15 protein-coding genes are annotated in these 19,485 nt (G+C 47.8%); all 15 read right to left on the reverse strand.

The window, feature by feature from the left end:
* Positions 1-48: 48 nt before the first annotated feature.
* Complete coding sequence (locus tag B2337_RS06920; RefSeq protein ID WP_292361805.1) at positions 49-1,167, reverse strand: aminomethyltransferase family protein; 1,119 nt, start codon at positions 1,165-1,167, stop codon at positions 49-51.
* Between the two features lie 156 nt (positions 1,168-1,323).
* Positions 1,324-1,818 (reverse strand): 6,7-dimethyl-8-ribityllumazine synthase, encoded by a 495-nt coding sequence (ribH, locus tag B2337_RS06925; protein ID WP_292361804.1) that lies wholly within the window; start codon positions 1,816-1,818, stop codon positions 1,324-1,326.
* 116 nt (positions 1,819-1,934) lie between these two features.
* Positions 1,935-2,894, reverse strand: a complete 960-nt coding sequence (locus B2337_RS06930; RefSeq protein WP_292361803.1) for an electron transfer flavoprotein subunit alpha/FixB family protein — start codon at positions 2,892-2,894, stop codon at positions 1,935-1,937.
* Positions 2,895-2,896: 2 nt separating this feature from the next.
* The gene (locus tag B2337_RS06935) at positions 2,897-3,691 is read right to left on the reverse strand and encodes an electron transfer flavoprotein subunit beta/FixA family protein (RefSeq protein WP_292361802.1); all 795 of its coding nucleotides are present in this window, start codon (positions 3,689-3,691) and stop codon (positions 2,897-2,899) included.
* Positions 3,692-3,738: 47 nt separating this feature from the next.
* Positions 3,739-5,133 carry a HEAT repeat domain-containing protein gene (locus B2337_RS06940; protein ID WP_292414434.1) on the reverse strand — a complete coding sequence of 465 codons (1,395 nt, stop codon included), beginning with the start codon at positions 5,131-5,133 and terminating at the stop codon, positions 3,739-3,741.
* Positions 5,111-7,246: a heterodisulfide reductase-related iron-sulfur binding cluster gene (locus B2337_RS06945; RefSeq protein WP_292414435.1), complete on the reverse strand. Its 2,136-nt coding sequence runs from the start codon at positions 7,244-7,246 to the stop codon at positions 5,111-5,113. The genes B2337_RS06940 and B2337_RS06945 overlap by 23 nt, the downstream gene beginning before the upstream one ends.
* Before the next feature lie 90 nt (positions 7,247-7,336).
* Positions 7,337-9,589, reverse strand: a complete 2,253-nt coding sequence (locus tag B2337_RS06950) for an FAD-dependent oxidoreductase (protein WP_292361799.1) — start codon at positions 9,587-9,589, stop codon at positions 7,337-7,339.
* 184 nt (positions 9,590-9,773) lie between these two features.
* A complete protein-coding gene (locus B2337_RS06955) occupies positions 9,774-11,483 on the reverse strand; it encodes an APC family permease (RefSeq protein ID WP_292361798.1) in 1,710 nt (569 codons plus the stop codon).
* Between the two features lie 256 nt (positions 11,484-11,739).
* Positions 11,740-12,060 carry a hypothetical protein gene (locus B2337_RS06960; protein ID WP_292361797.1) on the reverse strand — a complete coding sequence of 107 codons (321 nt, stop codon included), beginning with the start codon at positions 12,058-12,060 and terminating at the stop codon, positions 11,740-11,742.
* Positions 12,057-13,109: a DMT family transporter gene (locus B2337_RS06965; RefSeq protein ID WP_292361796.1), complete on the reverse strand. Its 1,053-nt coding sequence runs from the start codon at positions 13,107-13,109 to the stop codon at positions 12,057-12,059. Before B2337_RS06965 ends, B2337_RS06960 begins: the two co-directional genes overlap by 4 nt.
* 9 nt (positions 13,110-13,118) lie before the next feature.
* Positions 13,119-14,312: a bifunctional 3,4-dihydroxy-2-butanone-4-phosphate synthase/GTP cyclohydrolase II gene (gene ribBA / locus B2337_RS06970; protein ID WP_292414436.1), complete on the reverse strand. Its 1,194-nt coding sequence runs from the start codon at positions 14,310-14,312 to the stop codon at positions 13,119-13,121.
* Between the two features lie 5 nt (positions 14,313-14,317).
* Positions 14,318-15,112: a GTP cyclohydrolase FolE2 gene (gene folE2 / locus B2337_RS06975; RefSeq protein ID WP_292414437.1), complete on the reverse strand. Its 795-nt coding sequence runs from the start codon at positions 15,110-15,112 to the stop codon at positions 14,318-14,320.
* 528 nt (positions 15,113-15,640) lie between these two features.
* Entirely contained in the window at positions 15,641-15,877 is a 237-nt protein-coding gene (locus B2337_RS06980) for a hypothetical protein (protein WP_292361793.1), read from the reverse strand.
* A 19-nt stretch (positions 15,878-15,896) separates the two neighbouring features.
* Positions 15,897-17,312: an ammonium transporter gene (locus tag B2337_RS06985; RefSeq protein WP_292361792.1), complete on the reverse strand. Its 1,416-nt coding sequence runs from the start codon at positions 17,310-17,312 to the stop codon at positions 15,897-15,899.
* A gap of 840 nt (positions 17,313-18,152) precedes the next feature.
* The gene (locus B2337_RS06990) at positions 18,153-19,484 is read right to left on the reverse strand and encodes an FMN-binding glutamate synthase family protein (RefSeq protein WP_292361791.1); all 1,332 of its coding nucleotides are present in this window, start codon (positions 19,482-19,484) and stop codon (positions 18,153-18,155) included.
* Position 19,485 lies beyond the last annotated feature (1 nt).

Raw genomic sequence — 19,485 nt, forward strand, 5'->3', positions numbered from 1 at the left:
ATTAATTCTGACAGAGCGAGGCCGGATCCCTGGCCACCGCCGTGCAGACTATTTACTTAGTTGTTCCGGATGAGTACGCAGGCGCATCGGATCATAGAAAGGCATTTTGGCCACATACGCTTTGACCGGCTGGTTGTCTTCCACCACGAGTTGCGTACCGAGTGCCAGATAATCCGGATGCAGATGCACCAGTGCCAGAGATTGCATCAGGTAATTGCTGAAACTGGCGCTGGTCACCACACCAACATCCTTACCGTTGTGGGTAATACGAGAGCCCGGTTCAACGGCTTCAGCGCTCCGACAGATAATGCCGGCCTGTTTGAAACGTTCTTTGCCTTTGGAGGCCAGGACAGCCGCTTTGCCGATATAATCGCCAGGCTTGTCCAGATCGACACCCCAGCCCATATTGACTTCCCAGGGAGTGGTATCGCCTTCAGGCATTTCATAAGGGAAAAACAGCAGACCGGCTTCAACACGGGTCAGGTCAAGCGAATCCCAGGAGGCGGCAATCGCGCCAAATGGCTTGCCTTTATCAAGAATCATGTCCCAGAGATGAATGGCATCATCCGCACTGCAATAAACTTCATAGCCACGCTCACCTGAGTAACCACCACGCGCAATTTTGATATCACAGCCAAACAGTTTTGCATCAACATGTCGGAAATATGGCAGCGTTTCTAAATCAAAATCCAGATGGGGATTCAGTATTTCCAGTGATTTAGGACCCTGAAGCGACAGAATATGCACATCCAGATCGGGAGCTATCTGGACATTTTTACCCTGAGCGATCTTTTCCAGTTGCTGCGGTGTGGCACCACTGCCATGAGACAGACGGTATTTGTTTGGCGCATCACAAATCACCATAATGTCATCACATAACGCACCGGTCTCATCCACTTCCGCGGCCAATCTGGAAAACCCCGGTTGCATGGTGGTGACATCAATCGTCACCAGTTGATCCAATACCACAGTTGCATCAGGACCACTGACATTCAGAATATTCAAAGCCGATACGTCATACAGGCCTGCGCGTGTACGTACCGCAATCACTTCTTCGTCCGGATTGGATTTATAGCTCCAGGGAATCGGCATATTGTTCCAGGTATCCCCATCCAGTAAGGAACCAAGTTCCTTATGACGCACATTTAGGATTGAATTTCTAAGCATTATGATCTCCGCAGTCATTAAAATTTATGGCTAAACCAAACCATAGCCCAGCAGGCAATACTCTAAAATTCCCAAGATGGCGTACTCCCTATGGAGTAAATACCCTTCAGCTGAACGTATTCAGCAAAGGTCTAAAAAAGGTTTGGGAAATTTGGATCAGGCAGACATGGATTTTGGAAGCTGGTGAATTCGTTGCTGAATTTGAATCATTTCCAGTACAACCTGGGCAGCCTCTTTGCCTTTAATACGGGCACGGCTGACCGCTTGTTCTTCGTTTTCAGTCGTCAAAATAGCATTGGCGATGGGGATACGAAAATGCTGTTGGATCTCGGTAATGGCACGAGCTGACTCGTTGCAAACCACTTCAAAATGATAGGTTTCGCCCCGAATAACGCAGCCCAATGCGATTAAACCGTCAAAACCACCACTTTCAGACAGCTCAGATAATATCAATGAGATTTCCAGTGCTCCCGGCACGGTAAATAACACAATGTCATTGCTGGCTACCGCCGCACGATTCAATTCATCAATACAACCACTGACCAACGCACTGCCTATCGATGGGTTAAAGCGTGACTGTACAATACCGATCCGCAGACCTTTGCCATTCAGACCCGCTTTCGTTGCTGACACTTTTAGATCATCTGTCATGCCGCTTTTCCTTCATGTAGGTCGCGAAACCAACGGGGATGTCTGCCAAGGCAGACACTGCCAGTTATCCCCGCCAGCCCGCGATTTAACTAAGTCTAATTGTGAATTAGCCCAGCCTATTCAAAATGGCTGCGCAACTCTTCTTCGATTTCAAAAATATCACCGACGATGCCGTATTTTGCGATAGTGAAAATAGAAGCACCCGGATCACTGTTCACCGCAACAATAGTCGGCACATGTTTCATACCTGCCATATGCTGAATCGACCCGGAAATGCCCATCGCAACATACAATTTGCAGGATCCGACGACCTTGCCTGACTGACCGACCTGACGGGATTTTGGCAACCAGCCGGAATCCGCTATGGGGCGAGAACAGCACAAGGTGGCATCTGCCATTTCAGCCAGCTCGCGGAACTGTTCCACATTGGCTTCTTCAGCAATACCCCGGCCTATCGACATAATGAAATCAACCGTTGTGATATCAATATCATCAGCGCCACCGGCTTCAACAAACTCCAGGTTGGTACTGCGTGACCCGATACTGGTCATATCCTCTACAGAAACCGTTGGCGAAGCACTTTCCTCCGTCGCTTTGAATACGCTTGGACGAATGGTTAACAACACACACTGCTTTCCGGGGAAATCAAGTTCCACATTGACCTTCTGGTCATATCCGGAGCGTGTGGCCACCAGTTCATCGCCATCGTATTGCAGGCCGTATACATCGGTAGCAAATCCATAATTACCCTTGCGAGCCAGAGTAGCCGCGTAGCCGAGTGAATCCACACTATGAGGCAAAAGAACAACCTCCGGATCCAGTTTTTCCATCAGCGAAGTCACAACAGATTCAAAGATATCCGGATCAAACTCGACGCTGCCCGTCTTGACGCTGATGATTTCATCAACCCCGGCCACCGACAGATCCGCGACATAGTTTTCAGCCTGTTCACCAATCACTGCCACAACGACCTTGTCATCGGCCTGACGCAGTTCCTGCGCAGCCGCAATAACTTCCAGTGAGATAGGTCGCAGTTCGCCACGACGGTGTTCAGCAATTAATAAGAATGTTTTCATGGTTATTCCCCTTTGAACTCACGAATAATTTCAGCCAGTTTGGCGGCCTGTTCGGCAGGTGTGCCTTCGATCATCGAGGCCATACCTTTTTCAGGAATATACATACGACGAACACGTGACAAAGCAGCATCCACACCGACATCGCTGTCACTTAACCCCAGGTCAGCCAGACTGATTTCATCAACCGGTTTGGCTGCCGCCTGCTTGATACCGCGCAATGAGGCATAACGTGGTGTATTAATACCCAGTTGAATGGTCAGCACGGATGGGCAATCAATTTCCACTATCTGTGACAGCCCACCCTCAAGTTCACGGGTGATTTTGGCTTTGTTGCTGCCAGGCTGATATTCAAGTCCTGCCACAACGGCGGCATGTGGCCAGTTCAGGCTGGCAGCCAGGGAAATACCGGTTGAACCGGCTGCATCATCGGATGACTGCACACCGGCAAATACCATATCCGGCTTTTCTTTCTCGACGACCGCTGACAGGATGCGACCAATCGTGACTGAATCAGAACCTTCCATGGCATCATCCCAAACCCGGATGGCACGATCGGCTCCTTTAGCCAGGCATTTTCTCAGAATGTCATCGACCCTTTCCGGGCCAACGGATACCACAACCACTTCGACTTCGGTGTCAGATGATTCTTTGATAACCATCGCTTCTTCAAGTGAAAAATCATCCCACTCGTTGAGGTCGTAAAGCAGAAAGTCCTCATCGACATCAAGCTCATCATCACGAATTTCGAAGTCTTCATCTAATGCAGCGACTTCTTTAACTGCAACCAGTATTTTCATCAGATTTCTCTCCTAGTTGACTGTATAAAACAGCATTTCTAAAGCAGCTAAAGCTGCAAATATTTCTGTGCAAACCATTTAAAAACCATGAATCGAACAGATAGATCAGGATCGTCATGCAGGCTCCAGCGGTCGTTATCATTCAACGCGGGGTTGGAGACCAGCAGCAGGCGATGTAAGTAATATGGGTCTTCAAGCAACGGCAGAAGAGTGTCGCGTTCAGCCTGTGGATTGATAATCACGCCACGCCGAATATCGGTTTGTTGGGAGCCGGACAATCTGATTAAAATGGCTTGCGGGGTGTTCGGGTTACTTGCCACACCGCTCAACACATCCACATCACTTTCTTCAGATAGCGTGCTGAGTACATCTGCTGGCGTATTCTTCTGATAAGCTACGCCTGCCCTGACCCAGACACTGCTGTCTTCAGCCAGTTGTCTTAGAATGTCGACAGGTGTCTGCGGATTTCTTGTCACGGCACGGCGAACTTCATCATTCTGGTCCGAAGCCAATTGATTGAGCAGCAAATCAGGCAACTTCGGATGACGGGCTACCCACTGTCTGACCCAGTGGTCATCATCATCAACCAGTCGTTGCAGATTTTCAGCCGTCAGGTCCGTTCGACTGGCCAGAGTACGACGCACACTATTGGAGCTGTTTTGGATCATCTGATTGGCCAGTTCAGCACCTAATGATGGGTTGCCAGCCAGAGTACGAAGCACACTGACATCATCATGTTGAGCCAGAACAGCCAGTTTTTCCGAGTCTAACCTTGGGTTCGCTGCCAGGTGACGTAAAATGGTTGTATCCGTCTCATTAAATGCTGAATCCAACAAATGCTCAGGACAGCGTATATGTGAGACCACGGCAGATCGGATAAAGCAGTTGCCACGCTGGTACAGCGTTTCAAGCAACTCCGTCGGCGTTTCTGCATGAACCGCCAGTTCATTATCAAACATGCCGGGATAATGCTTTTCCAGGCACATCAGTGTATTGGCATCGGTATTTGGATGTGCAGCAATGGATTTGAGGATCGGTATATCATCCTCGCTCATTGCCAGACGTTTCAATAATGTCGATGAGCTATGTGCATGCTGCGTCAACAGACAGAGCAACTGCCGGTCGTGACCACTGTTTTTGTAAATCGTGTTCAGCGTACCGGCGCGACTGGCAGGATTCTTATCCAGTCTTAATCTGACGGTTTCATCATCAATCTCTGCCAGCATTTGCAGGACTGCCGCGGGTGTATGCTCCCAACGGGCCAGCAGCAATGTATTACGCCGTTCCTCACAGAGTAAATCGCGTAACTGTTTTTTCTGCTCGCCCTGAGCCAGTTCATACACGGCCGCCGCGCTATGCAGATCACCACTGTTTATCACACAGTCAATCAGTGCATCGGCACTATTCGGCAGGCTGATATCAGGCGGAAACAACATCGGCATCGATGACCTCTGCTTCATCAAACTCGACGCATTCGTTGACCAGTTCAATCAGTTCTTTCACCACAAACTTGCCTTCATATCCTGCTGTTTTCAGTGCATCTTCAAACATGGTCAGATCTTTCGGACATGACACGATAAACACATCAAGCTCTTCAATTTCTGCGGCTTCACGCATGCGGTTCTCTGACGGCTTTTCAATGCCGACCGGATCCGGAATCCAGATACGACCACCACCCGCACCACAGCAGAAGGAGTTGTCACGATTACGGTCCATCTCGATCAACTCACAGCCAAGCAGTTTGATCAGTTCACGTGGTGCGTCATAGCCTTTGTTGTAACGGCCAAGATGACATGGGTCATGGAAGGTGACGCGGTAATCCAGTTTTTTACTGAGTTTGAGTTTGCCCTGTTCAAATAACTGTTTGAGCAATGTGGTGTAATGCTGAATCTCAAATTCACCACCAAAATCAGGATACTCATTACGAATCGTGTTGAATGAGTGGGGATCTGTCGTAACAATCGAGTTGAAATCGCATTTTTCCAGAGTACTGATATTGGCATTGGCCAGGAACTCATAGAGTCCTTCTTCACCGACCCGGCGCACATCATTACCAGCATTCATTTCAGCCTCATATAGCAAGCCAAAATCAACTCCCGCCTGCTTCATTAACCTGGCAAAAGAACGGGTCACCACCTGGTTACGCGGATCAAAAGACGCGTAGTCACCGACAAACCACATCACATCAACCGGTTCTTTACGGGCATCTTTAATAGTGAACGGCAATTCCTTGGTCCAGCGTGGACGTTTACGTTTCGATTCATTCATCGAGTTGCCGTTTTTGTGGATTGACTGCATGGTTTTTTGCAGTATGGGTTCCATATTTCCCTCATCCACCAGCTTACGACGCATTTGCACAATAATTGGCACATGCTCAACCGCAACCGGACAGATTTCCACACAGGCAAGACAGGTTCTGCAGGACCACAGCGTTTCCATAAACACCTGTCCCACATCCTTGCCATGCACATCCAGCTCTGCTTTTTCAGGCAGTTCCTTGGATTGCAATGATTTATTGGCAAACTCACGCAGAGACAGAATCACATCCCGTGGTGATAACGGTGCACCAACCGCATTGGCCGGACAGGCTTCGTGACAACGGCCACATTTGGTACAGGCATCCAGATTAAGTAACTGTTTCCAGGTAAGATCTGTAATGGTTTTGATACCAATATCTTCCTGATCTTCGGGAACACTCGGCAAACGCTTACCGGCCATCGGATCACGGAACATCAGCGAGCCTGAAGCGGTAAAGATATGTTTGACCTTGGTATAAGGAATCAGCGCGATAAAGGCCAAAGCCAATACACCGTGAAACCACCACAATCCCAGGCGGAAATTGCCTGCAGCTTCTGCGCCCATGCCCAGCCCCATCATCATATGCGCCATCAGCGCACCGATGGGTGACCACCAGCGATAATCCCAGACTGTCGCGGTCTCACTTAACCAGACCAGTCGTGCCGCTTCCAGTAAAAAGCCGGTAAAACCAATGAGGATAAGCGCCCATAAAAAGGCCCAGTCTTCACGGCGGTAGCCGCTACGATCATAATCCGGATCGCCGGGTTCACGATCCGGACGGGCATAGTCAAGCTTGGGCAGCTTTAACCATTTTCTGCGATACATCATATAAATCAGGCCGGCAATCAGGCCAACACCAGCCAGATCCAGAATCAATGAAAACCACAGATAGAAGTCGCCATACCAGAACGTGATCCCAAACAGGGGTTCCAGAATGTCGTATTCGAGGGTAATCGTGGCTGTGCCGATAAACAGCAGCACAAAGCCGAAAAATATCAGTGCATGTGCCCGACCCGCTGACTTATCACGCCGTTTCAGGGTGCGATGCGTTGCCATGGTCTTGAACATGTCTACAAAGCGTGCAAAAAACTCACCCCAGGAAGCATCAGGCTTACCGCGGCGATACTTGCGAATCTGCACATAAACACCGTAAAGGAATATACCGATAGCGGTATAGCCAATTACGTAGAAAAGATAAATTGACCAGTTTGAAAAGTCTTCAAACAGAATACGTGTAATTTCATGTGCTTCATTCATGACACACCTACTTTCCTGGGAAATACATAGTGGTTGAGCAAGCGGAATGTGTGCTGCCACCATGGACAGCACACAACCGGTTCCTGCTATTTAGATCTTGTACTCAATTTCATGGTTACCACCCGGCATATGCGGTGTGCCCCAGGCAATTGTTTCGCGCTTGTATGGCAATGGGAATTGAGGATTTTCAGACTCAATCTCACGAGCAACACGATGACCGGTAAAGGTGGCATCTGCGATATATCGTGGTGCTTCAGCATCACCAATCAGATACACGCCTTTGATATCGTTCTCCGCCCATTCACTTTCACGCGCTTTGAGTTCCTGATAAAGCTTGTTATCAGATTTACGACCCGTGACCAGTACCAGAGAATCAAACTCAAGCCAGCGATGTGTTTTGTTCTCATCACGTGGCAATTTACCCGGTCCACGGTAGCTGCGACGGGAACCATCACCCCACATGTTGTAAATTTCCAGACGGCCCGGTTCAATGCGGCTGCAGAAATGATTACCGATTTCTTCGATATGCAGTTCATGCAGACGACGCATCATATTTGGATATTCCAGAGTGAATTCCATATATTTCGCCAGATGCACACCGGACACGATGGTGACCTCATGACCGTCATTGACCAGTTTTTCAGCCAGACTTGGTGCCATGAAATAACTATCCGCATTCAGAATAACGACGCGCTTGCCGATTTTCTTTTCACCCGACATGACCTGTTCAGGGGTTAACTGATCCGGTAAAGAGGCATCTGCACCCGGTATGGCTTCATGGGTCAGGCAGTTATCACCATTGGTATGCCATTTGGCACCGGTGGCAATAATCACTTTTTCTGCACCATATTCCAGTACATCATCAGCCGTCAGTGCTTTTTGCCCCAACGCCAACACACTGTTTTTGTTTTTCTTGACCAGTTTCTGCAGCTGGGTTTCACGATAATCACGGTGATATCCCCACTCGCCCAGCCCCGGTAACGACGCAATCTGATTCAGATGACCACCGACTTTTTCAGCCGTATCGTATACGTGAACTACATAGCCTTGTTCCATCAGTACGCGTGCCGCTTCAGCACCTGAAGGACCCGCGCCAACAACCAATACTGAATCAGAGGAAGTGGCTTTCTTGAATTTTTCCGGATGCCAGCCGCGACGATACTCTTCACCTGCTGTGGCATTCTGCGTACAGATCATTGGCGGACCACCGATTTCCCAACGGGAAATACACACATTACAGCCGATACAAACACGGATATCGTCGTAACGGCCTTCTTCAATTTTCTTCGGCAGGAACGGATCAGAGATAGACGGACGTGCCGCACCAATAATATCGGCATAGCCTTTGGTGACGATCTCAGTCATTTTTTCCGGATCGGTAAAGCGGCCTACACCCAGTACTGGTTTTTTGGAAACTTCTTTAACGAATTTGGTCCAGGGAACCTGGTGGCCTTGCTGATAGAACCGTGATGGACCGGCATCTTCGCCCCATTCAGCGATATCACCAACATCCACATCCCATAAGTCCACCAGCGGATCAGCCATCTGAATGAACTTCATACCATCTTCTTCAACTTCGATTTGTCCCGGCCCATACAGGGTATCCACGGCAAAACGAGTCGCAATGGCACAATCACTGCCAACGGCATTACGTACTTTTTCTAATGTTTCAAGCCAAAAACGTGCCCGGTTTTCTAATGAACCACCATATTGGTCAGTTCTTTTATTGTAATAAGGATTTAAAAATTGCAGTGGTAAGTAAGAGTGCGCACCATAGACATAAATAATGTCAAAACCGGCATCGCGTGAGCGATAAGCTGCATCTACATAGTATTGCTGGACCCGTTGAATGTCGCTCAGATCCATTTCTTTACAATAGCTCAGGGTTTCAAATTCTGATGCTATCTGGCTCGGGCCCATTGGGGTTGCCCGGCTTTCCAGACAAGGGGCATGCGCACCACCGTACCAGAGTTCGACACCAGCCAGAGCGCCATGTTTATGGACTTCATCCGTCATGGCTTTCAGATTGCGTACATCGCCTTCATCCCAGATACGGGCTGACAAACGCATGGTGTCGTCAGATTCAGGATGGATAGAGCAATATTCTGTATTCATCGCCGCCCAGCCACCTTCAGCTTTCAATGAACGATGGGCGGCCTGGAAGCCGGGTTTATCTGAACCAGCACCGATACAGTGTGGTACTTGATAAAAACGGTTTCGAAGTGTTTTAGGACCGATCTGAATCGGTTCAAATAAGATATCGTGCTTGGGATCGCGTGCCATATCATGTTCTCCATTATTGTGAGTTCGGGCAAGCTTATTTTCAGCCTTGCCAGAGGCCACAACAATTCTCCTGATGTGTTACCACCTAGGAAGTATGAGAACTTTAAGCGAAGTAGTTACTCTGCCCAAGACAGCAGATGGGCTGTCAGCTATGGCCTTGATGAAGACCAACACTGCAATGCCATGCGTTTAATTCACATTATTTAATTATTATGCTGGAAAAGCCTGCTGAGCCTTTTCACTGTTAATCAGCCACCAGCACACTGCTGAAATACACAATAAGAATACCGAACAGCAATACCAGATAAGGCAGGATACCTGCCCGACAAATTATATTTTTACCATTTTCGTCGAGGGACATATCTTCCCGCATCGCTTTCGGGAATATGCCTTTATCCACCAGATAATGACGCCAGATGAAAACCGGAACCACTAACAATGCCAGCAAAATCCCACTCATCAACGTTCCCTTTCCCCATACATTTGCCCCCATGCCCATCAGCACCAGATTGACGTAAGACAAAATGGTGCCAATCACTATCAATATCGTTGGAGCACGATAAGGCCTTTCCCAATTTGGCCTATCCAGACGATGTATCCAGCCGGCATTGAGATTGAGGAAATTGAAAATGATATAGCCCACATTCGAAGCAGCCAGCAAAAATACATAATCCGACATGCTCAGTAACAACAGATTGACAATCAGATTGGTCCACATCGCAGCCGTCGGGGCGCCCTGCTCATTGACCTTTGACAGATATCGCGGCAGCAGTCCGTCAATAGATCCCTGATACAGGGTGCGTGAGGAGCCCGCCATGGTCGTCATCACTGACAGCAATAATGCGAGCACCAGCATGACCACAAACATATTGGCAAACATACTGTCCCCTCCCAGAATACCCGCCAGTACGTTTGCGACCCCCATGCCACTGTAGATTTCTGCCGATAACATGCCATCATAAACTGCCGGTGCCACAACCTGACCCGCGCTATTGAGTGTTTCCCGCTCTACCAGTTGTCCCAGTCCCAGGTGCCCCTGAAAGGCCAGTGGTACGAGTGTAAATACCGCAATACACAATAAACCCGAAAAAAAGATGGCCTTGAAGGTATCGCTTTTGGGATTTTTGAATTCCCGCGTATAGCAGACCGCTGTTTCAAATCCATAGGTTGACCATGCGGCGAGAAACAAACCACCGGCCATCAGCTCCCAACCATCAAGATTCCATTCACCTTCGATAACATTGCCAATCGAGTCGTAGGCCAGTGGCGTTAAGGGTGTGATATTGGATAACGGTAAGTCCCCGGTAATAAGGGGTACCAGACCAACCATTAACAACGGCAACAAACCCGTCAAACCAAAAATCATGGTCGCTCGAGCCGAGCGAAGTATGCCACCGTTCTGGATGGCAAAAACCAGCAGCATCAATGTACTGCCGATAATAAAGGTGGCATTGATCCGTAAACTCAGACCATTTTTGAGATAGGACAAATCGACCAGCGTGATTTGCCAGCTATTGATAACGGCATCGGGTGCAAACAGGGCAGAAAGAATATAACCGGCGGCCAAACCTGAACCAATCGCCAGTACGGGTCCCCAGGCTATCCAGTTGCACCATACCGATATCGGCGCGATAAACTTGATATACCTGATCCAGGCCACGGCACCGTAAACCGATGCGCCACCGGTTTTATGCGGAAACAGCCCGGCGATTTCGGCATAAGTGAAAGCTTGCAGAAAGCCGAAACTGATAGAAATAATCCATATCAGCCAGGCTGGCTTGCCAACCGTCGCTGCCACAGCCCCCATAGAAAACAGCACAAGCGCCGGCACACCACTGGCCACCCAGAAGGCCCCGGTCCAGGTGATTCGTCTGTGCAAGGTGGATGAATCGGTTCCATTCTCAACCAGAAAATCAACTGCTGTCACATTGGCAGTACCTGAAGGCTCCTTCACCTGTTTACCCTTGTTTTTGTGACGACTACGGTTCTAAAGCCGTATGATTAGTAGTAACTCGCAACAATATGATTGCTTAAGACATGGGATGGCAACACACCTTTTGGTGTACACCCAAGGTGGTAGTTAAATAGCTTGCTGCATTTAAACGCATCAATAGGTTTTGACAAAGATCCTTGCACACAACAGAGCAGCCAGACTTATTGCAAATATGAACACAAAAGCCAGTATATCTGCATACGGATAACCCCAGAATTCAGTCATTGATAAACTCTCCCGATGAAGCATTCGAATCTAAAAGGCCGGTATCAAACATACGTTCTCGTCCAAAATCTGAGAGAGCGAATTCAAACTGTAAACGGTCCCTGGCGATAAAACTGCCATCGTCAAGCCGATGGCCGATACGGGTAATAAGTCCTGCTGAGGCCAGCTCATCTAAAGCAATGCTGAAATGGTTTATCCAGTAGTTACCCTTCAGCCCATACTCCGCTATTGCCTGATTGATCAGTTCATAATCCCACAGACTTTGGTGCTGACTAAGTGTCACCAGCAGAAACCCTTTTTGTGGCAGTTTCATGTTTCCACCTCACGCAGGGTTGAAATATTCTCTGCCGGCTCACGGAACATAACAAAGCTGCCAGTCACCGTCAGAATCAAACCCACAACAAAATACCATTCAGGTAAATCCAGCGTAAATACCATGACAAAAATCACCGCAAATACCCCATATAAGTTACCTATGGCCTCACCCCGACCAACGCCAATCAGTGAAAAACTCTTATAAAAAGCGGTGTAGCAATAAGCATGACAAATCGATGCCAAAACCATCCAGATCATCACCATTTGACTGGTCAGCATGTCCACCAGCAACGTCACAATCGGCAAATCGGTCAGCAGAAAGATCATCGGCAATACCAGAACACCCCAGAACAGAATTTCAAAACTGAAACGGCACTGTATACCGACATCAGGATCAGTGACATCCATCGCCCGTGACGCTACGGCACCTTCGGCCCCCCAGCCAATGGCTGACATGATGCCCCCGACATAACCCAGCCAGGCATAGTTTTCACTGATATCAATTTCACCGAACAGCCCGGGACCGTATATCACCACGCCACCCATAATGATAATCGCCATGCCCAGTGCTGCGCGGCCGGAGATTTTTTCGTGATACCAGAGTCGTGCAATCAGCGCCCCTACCACGGGGTAAAACAATGAAGTAATCGCGGCGAACACCGGACCGACATAGCCCATGGCCATATAGGAACCGAAAATGGCCATCGGACCACCACACAAGGAAGCCAATGCATACCATTTTGAAATGCGCCTGAAACGCATGATGGTGCGGCCATAATCCTTCAGCTTACCCAGCATACCGTTCCAGATCACCAGAAACAGCAACACCACTACCGCATGAATCCAGGTCATCACGGCCGTGGCGGCCAGACGCATGCCGTGGTCACCGTTATTGATACTGACGAAGGGCTCTTCGTACCACATCGCTGTACCCGGGACATACCATGCCCCCCAGAGAACAGCGGTCCATAAAGCCCAGGTAAATCCCCAACGCTGGCTGCGTTGAAAATGATTATGCAGTGCTTTATCCAGCGATATTGAAGACATTCCTCTTCCTTATAGGGCCTGCATCAACTCAGCCAGATTACAGTCCATCACTTGGGATGACTTGTCTGACGGCTCAGGTAATACATAACCTTCCACTTCCAGACCAAAACCCGTCATATTGTGAATCTTGCGTGGGCGTGTCATCAGCCGCATCCGGCTGATTCCCAAATCAAGCAGGATCTGTGCACCGATGCCATAATCTTTCAACTCGATACTGGCGACAGGCAAAGAATCAGGATTGCTGATTTGCCTGAGAATGTCCTGTTCAGACTCATCACGTCGTAACAACACAATCACACCGGCCCCCTCACTGGCGATTTTTTGCATCGCAGCATGAATACTCCAGCTATGGGAGTGTTGATTAGCATCGAGTAATTCAATGACTGATAACGGTTCATGAACCCTGACTAACGTGCTGGCAGATTTTGTCGGATCCCCATACACCATGACCAGATGGGTTTTATCAGTGGTAATATCCCGATAACCGATTAACTCAAACTCACCAAACACCGTGTTGATCAGACGACGGCTTTTACGTTCAATCAAGGTTTCTGTCTGATGCCGGTAGGCAATCAAGTCCGCTATCGTGCCAATTTTCAGACCATGCTCACGGGCAAAGTTTTGCAAGTCCGGCAACCTCGCCATACTGCCGTCTTCATTCATAATCTCACAGATCACTGAGGCAGGCGTTCTGTCAGCCATCGCGGCAACGTCACAACCCGCTTCCGTATGACCAGCACGAGCCAATACGCCACCGGGTTGTGCCATCAGGGGAAAAATATGCCCGGGCCGGACAATATCCGTTGGGGTAGCATTTGCCGCCACAGCCGCTTGAACGGTTCGGGCACGGTCTGCAGCAGAAATCCCGGTGGTCACACCTTCCGCTGCTTCGATGGATACGGTGAAATTGGTACTTAACTGCGCCCGGTTATGTTTGACCATTAAAGGCAAATCCAGCTGGCGACAGCGTGTTTCGGTCAATGTCAGACAAATCAGACCCCGGGCATAACGTGCCATAAAGTTGATATGTTCCGCTGTAACGGCATCGGCAGCAATCACAATGTCGCCTTCATTTTCCCGATCTTCGTCATCGATCAGGATCACCATTCTGCCCTGACGTATTTCGTCAATTATTTCCTCAACCGGCGAAATCACAGGCTGTTGTGAACCGGGGAAACGTAAAGGTTCTAAAGGATAGTTCATAGCGATCACCTGTTTTTCTGCAACATGGCATAAGCCGAATGGTTATGAATGGATTCAAAGTTTTCACATTCAATAATGTAATCGACAATGGCGTCGCAGCTATTCAGCGAAGCAGCCACATCACGCACCAGATCTTCAACAAATTTGGGATTGTCGTAGGCATATTCCGTGACAAACTTTTCATCCGGCCGTTTGAGTAAACCGTACAGCTCACTGGAAGCCTGTTTTTCAATTTGCTCAATCAGCGATTTGAGGCTAATGATCTGATTCAACTCGGCCGTCACGGTAATCATTGACCGTTGATTATGCGCACCATATTCGGAGATTTTTTTCGAGCAGGGACACAGACTGGTGACCGGAATCGCGACTTTAAGTTTGAGGCTTAGTGTTTCCTGCATATTGGCAATCAGCGTGACATCGTAATCCATCATACTGCTGACGCCGGAAACCGGTGCCTGCTTTCGAATAAAAAACGGAAACTGCATTTCCAGATGACCGCTGTCAGCCTCAAGCTGAGTCAGCATGGTGTTCATGAAGTCTGCAATACTCTCAGTGGACATAACCAGGTCAGGCGTTTCCAGCAGCTCGATGAAACGTGACATATGTGTGCCTTTGACATCATGAGGCAACTTTACATACATATTGAAATCGGCCACCACACGCACTGGTGCTTCATCCGCATCACTTTGAAAAAATATGGGGTAACGCAAAGATTTTATGCCGACTCTATCGATGATTAAGCAGCGTTTATCTGGCGTATTCTGAACATCTTCCAGTTGAATATGCAGGGGTAGGTTCATCGATCTATCCTTCTGTGTTTGGATTGCTGGTCAATCACCTGTTGTCTTCCTCAAAAAAAAAGGTGGATCTGCCTTTGAAAACAAAAAACTGCTGATTTTGCTGTCTGGCATGATCCACCCAAACGTCTCAACAAAGAGAACGGGTCGAGGAGAACCGTTGAAACTGAATAACACCCTCTCATTCAGCTACGATTAAATTATCTCGTTGTGCAAGGGGCCGAACAATTCCAAAGAAGTATTACTCCTTAATCATTAGGGCCTGTTGATATGCAAGCTCAACAAACCTTGGCCACTTTAAACCCGGTCACCATCAACTGTTACTGCAAAACCACGACTCTGTCAGAAAGCTTAACTGAGGCATACCACTCGGAAAACTGCTCACTGTAAGTACTCCTTTGGTAGTAAATTCAGTGAACCGAATATAACCATCAGTAAGGTAATTATCTGAAAGTAAAGAAAAAAAATAACCCGGCACGAGGCCGGGTCAAAATGGGGTGACACTGTCACCCCCGAACGTGATACCGCCTGTCAGTCAGAAGCAACCGGTGATATTCCCCGATGCTGCTCCATAACCTTGTCCAGACCGGCACTGCGATGTGCCGCAGCGGCTTCAGCCAGTTCGCGATTCTCGTCACGGATCTGTTTAATGTGCCACCAGATCCAGAAAACCACCCCGGCAATGGTCAGCAACATTTCGCTGCCAACAAAGGGATAAATAGCCCCAATCGTGTCAGGATTGGCCCATGAACTGATTCCTGTAGACATAATAGTCTCTCCTATTCAGTTATTTATTGATGTACTGTCTTTCAACAGTTTCGAACTCAGATTCGGTCTTGGCAAAATATGGGTACATATCCAGCCCCCGATAGGTATCAGCACCAGCCAATTCAACCTCACGTGGCTCACGCAGAATACCCATTTTCTGGAACAGCTTGGCCAGCAGGTATGTGGGCAAGAAACCCAACAGACCGAACATAATAAATGCACCGATCAGGTTGCCCAGTGGATTAACAGCCGGGTAACCGTCTTCAGTTACACCAAACCAGCCAACACTCTCTACCCACCAGCCACTCAGATCAATCGGCGCGGCAGCTGGATAGCCCCATAACATAAAGCCAGCAACAATTACCCCGAAAGTACCGGCATAACCGTGCACCGCTACGGCACCGACTGGATCGTCAAGTTTGAAACGACGTTCCACCCAGAAATGCAGTTTGTAGGCAATAACGGCTGCGACGGCACCAATAAACATGGCTTGTATCGGGTGATACAGATCATTACCTGCAGACGCCGCAATAATACCGGCCAGACCCAGTGAAAGCGTCCAGTACGGATCACCACGACTCACCATATAACCCGCCATCAAACCACCAGTCAGTGACATGATGAAATTGAATGTAATGGCTGAAAGCGTCGTTGGCATCAGATAGATATTGGTCGTTCCCATCCGCAAAGCACCTTCTGTACCAATATCAATGATGGGAATATTGCAGGCAGCATAAAAGCCCCAGAACCCGGCATAGATAAGCAGCAGACCGAAACAGGATAACCATGGGTTGTGACCTTTAATGTCACGGATTTCACCATTTGGTCCGAACTTACCAATACGGGGTCCCAAAACAATGGCCAATGCCAGACAGGCACCACCAGCCACACCATGAATAACACCGGAGGCATAGGCATCATGATAGCCCATCAACTGCACCATCCAGCCTTCTGCATGCCAGCCCCAAGAAGCATCGATTACCCAGGTCACTGAACCGACCAGTACAGCAATAACCAGAAACGCACCGGTTCTTACCCGTTCAATTGCCACCCCGGAAACAATCGCAGCGGCTGTCCATGAGAACAACAGGAAGGCTGCCCAGAACACACCACTTATATTGTCTGAAAGATTAGGTCCCATAGACTCAGACCACGGTAATGCAGCCGCAGTAAAGTCATTACTGATTAATGGGCCGAATATTCCCGGACCCGCATTGAAGGCCCAATACATCCACCACGAAAACAAAAACCAGGTAATCGTCACCAGTGCCAGCACCATAACGTGCCGTATGATTGTCTGGTTAATGTTCTTACGTCGGGTGGCTCCTACCTCGTATGCACATAATCCTACATGTATCAAAAACATCATTACTACCGTTACCCAGTAGTAAAACTCAGTAAATATCGTTATTAAACCGCCTAACTCAGTACCCATCGGCTCTCTCCTCCAAATGTCTGTTTTACTTTATGTTTTCTTTGAGCGGTAATCATCCTCACCGACAGAACACTTCAGTAAAACGAGTTGTGGCTTACGCCTTTTTATTAAACATATCCCTACTCTTATATTAAGTAGAGAATCACATAGACATTAAAAGTTATAAACAAAATTTAATGCCATGATCGACACTAACGTATTAGTTTTTAAAAAAGGAATACTCTAAATGGCGTACCCCTAAGGTGGTAGGCGTTTATTTCTTTACAAAAACACTGGGTACAAGCTTAAATTCCACAACAAAACAAACCGTAAAAATTAAATATATTAGTTCTTATACTCAATGAAAATATTTATATTTATGTTACTTTTGCGCAAAATAAACTGAATTTTCCTGCATATAAATTGAGGGAAGAAAATGAGATGAAGTTTTATCTGACAACTATAAAAATTATCACAATGTGTATACAAAACAATATGTTAAATAACAATATCAAATAACATACTATGAGGTGAAAATTGGAGAGAGAGATAATATCAGACTGGAAAGATTAAGCTAAATAATTACAAAAAAAGCACATAACTAAACATATATAAAAACAACGAATAATCGCCTCAGAAAAACCTGCTTTAAAAATAAATACAAACCTATAAAAAACAAAGAAAAATCACTTAATTTAAATATTTAGTGATTTCTAACCAATAAATTACTCATATACACATAAAAAAAGGACCAATACTATAGCGTCATAATAATTAAGATAACGGGGTAAGTTTATCCAAATTAATTAAACACCATAGCACTGGTCCTGTTCTGATGAACTACAAAATACCGATTAATTATTAACCCATATTATTCCCTGGAATCCAGTTTGTACCTGCCAGTGGAACCCTCGCCATTGCAGCGGATTCTACTGTTAAGGCCACCAGATCTTCAGGTTCCAGATTACGCATATCATTTTTGCCACAGGCGCGTGCCAGCGTTTGTGCTTCTAACGTCAGTACACGCAAATAGTTAGCGATACGGCGTCCACCTTCGACAGGGTCCAAACGCTTACTCAATTCCGGATCCTGAGTGGAAATACCGGCTGGATCGCGACCTTCATGATAATCATCATAAAAACCTGCCGCTGAGCCAATGGCTTTAAACTCTTCATCATATTTAGGATCGTTACATCCCAGGGCGATCAAGGCGGCTGTACCAATAGCCACTGCATCTGCACCCAAAGCCATACACTTGGCTACATCGGCACCGTTACGGATACCACCGGAAACGATCAGCTGTACTTTACGGTGCATACCCATTTCCTGCAGCGCCTGAACCGCTTGAGGAATTGCCGCCATAGTCGGAATACCGACATGTTCGATAAAGACTTCCTGGGTTGCCGCTGTACCACCCTGCATACCATCAACAACAATGACATCAGCACCGGCTTTCACTGCCAGCTTCACATCATAGTAAGTACGAGTCGCACCAACTTTGATATAGATAGGCACCTGCCAGTCAGTGATTTCGCGTAATTCAAGGATCTTGATCGCTAAATCATCCGGGCCGGTCCAGTCTGGATGACGACAGGCACTGCGTTGGTCAACACCCATCGGCAAGGTACGCATTTTGGCAACACGTTCGGTAATTTTCTGCCCTAATAACATGCCACCACCACCTGGTTTGGCACCTTGTCCCAAGACCACTTCGATAGCATCCGCTTTACGCAGGTCATCGGGGTTCATACCATAACGTGATGGCAGGTACTGATAGACCAGTTTACTGGACTGACCACGTTCTTCCGGCGTCATACCACCGTCACCGGTCGTTGTTGATGTGCCCACTGCAGAAGCACCACGACCCAACGCTTCTTTCGCATTGGCAGACAAGGCACCGAAACTCATACCGGCAATGGTGACCGGCGTTTCGATAACGATCGGTTTTTTGGCAAAACGGGTGCCCAATGTGACCTGGGTATTACATTTTTCACGATAGCCTTCCAGTGGATAACGCGACATACTCGCGCCCAGGAATAACAAATCATCAAAATGCGGTAATTTGCGTTTCGCACCCCAACCACGGATATCGTAGATGCCGGTGTCCGCTGCCCGACGGATTTCGGACATAGTCGCCCGATCAAAAGTCGCTGACTCACGGAGTTCAGTAGTATATTTTGTTTTCTCGCTCATA

Origin of the sequence: Methylophaga sp. UBA3192 (genome assembly GCA_002363955.1) — a bacterium.
Classification (GTDB): Bacteria; Pseudomonadota; Gammaproteobacteria; order Nitrosococcales; family Methylophagaceae; genus Methylophaga.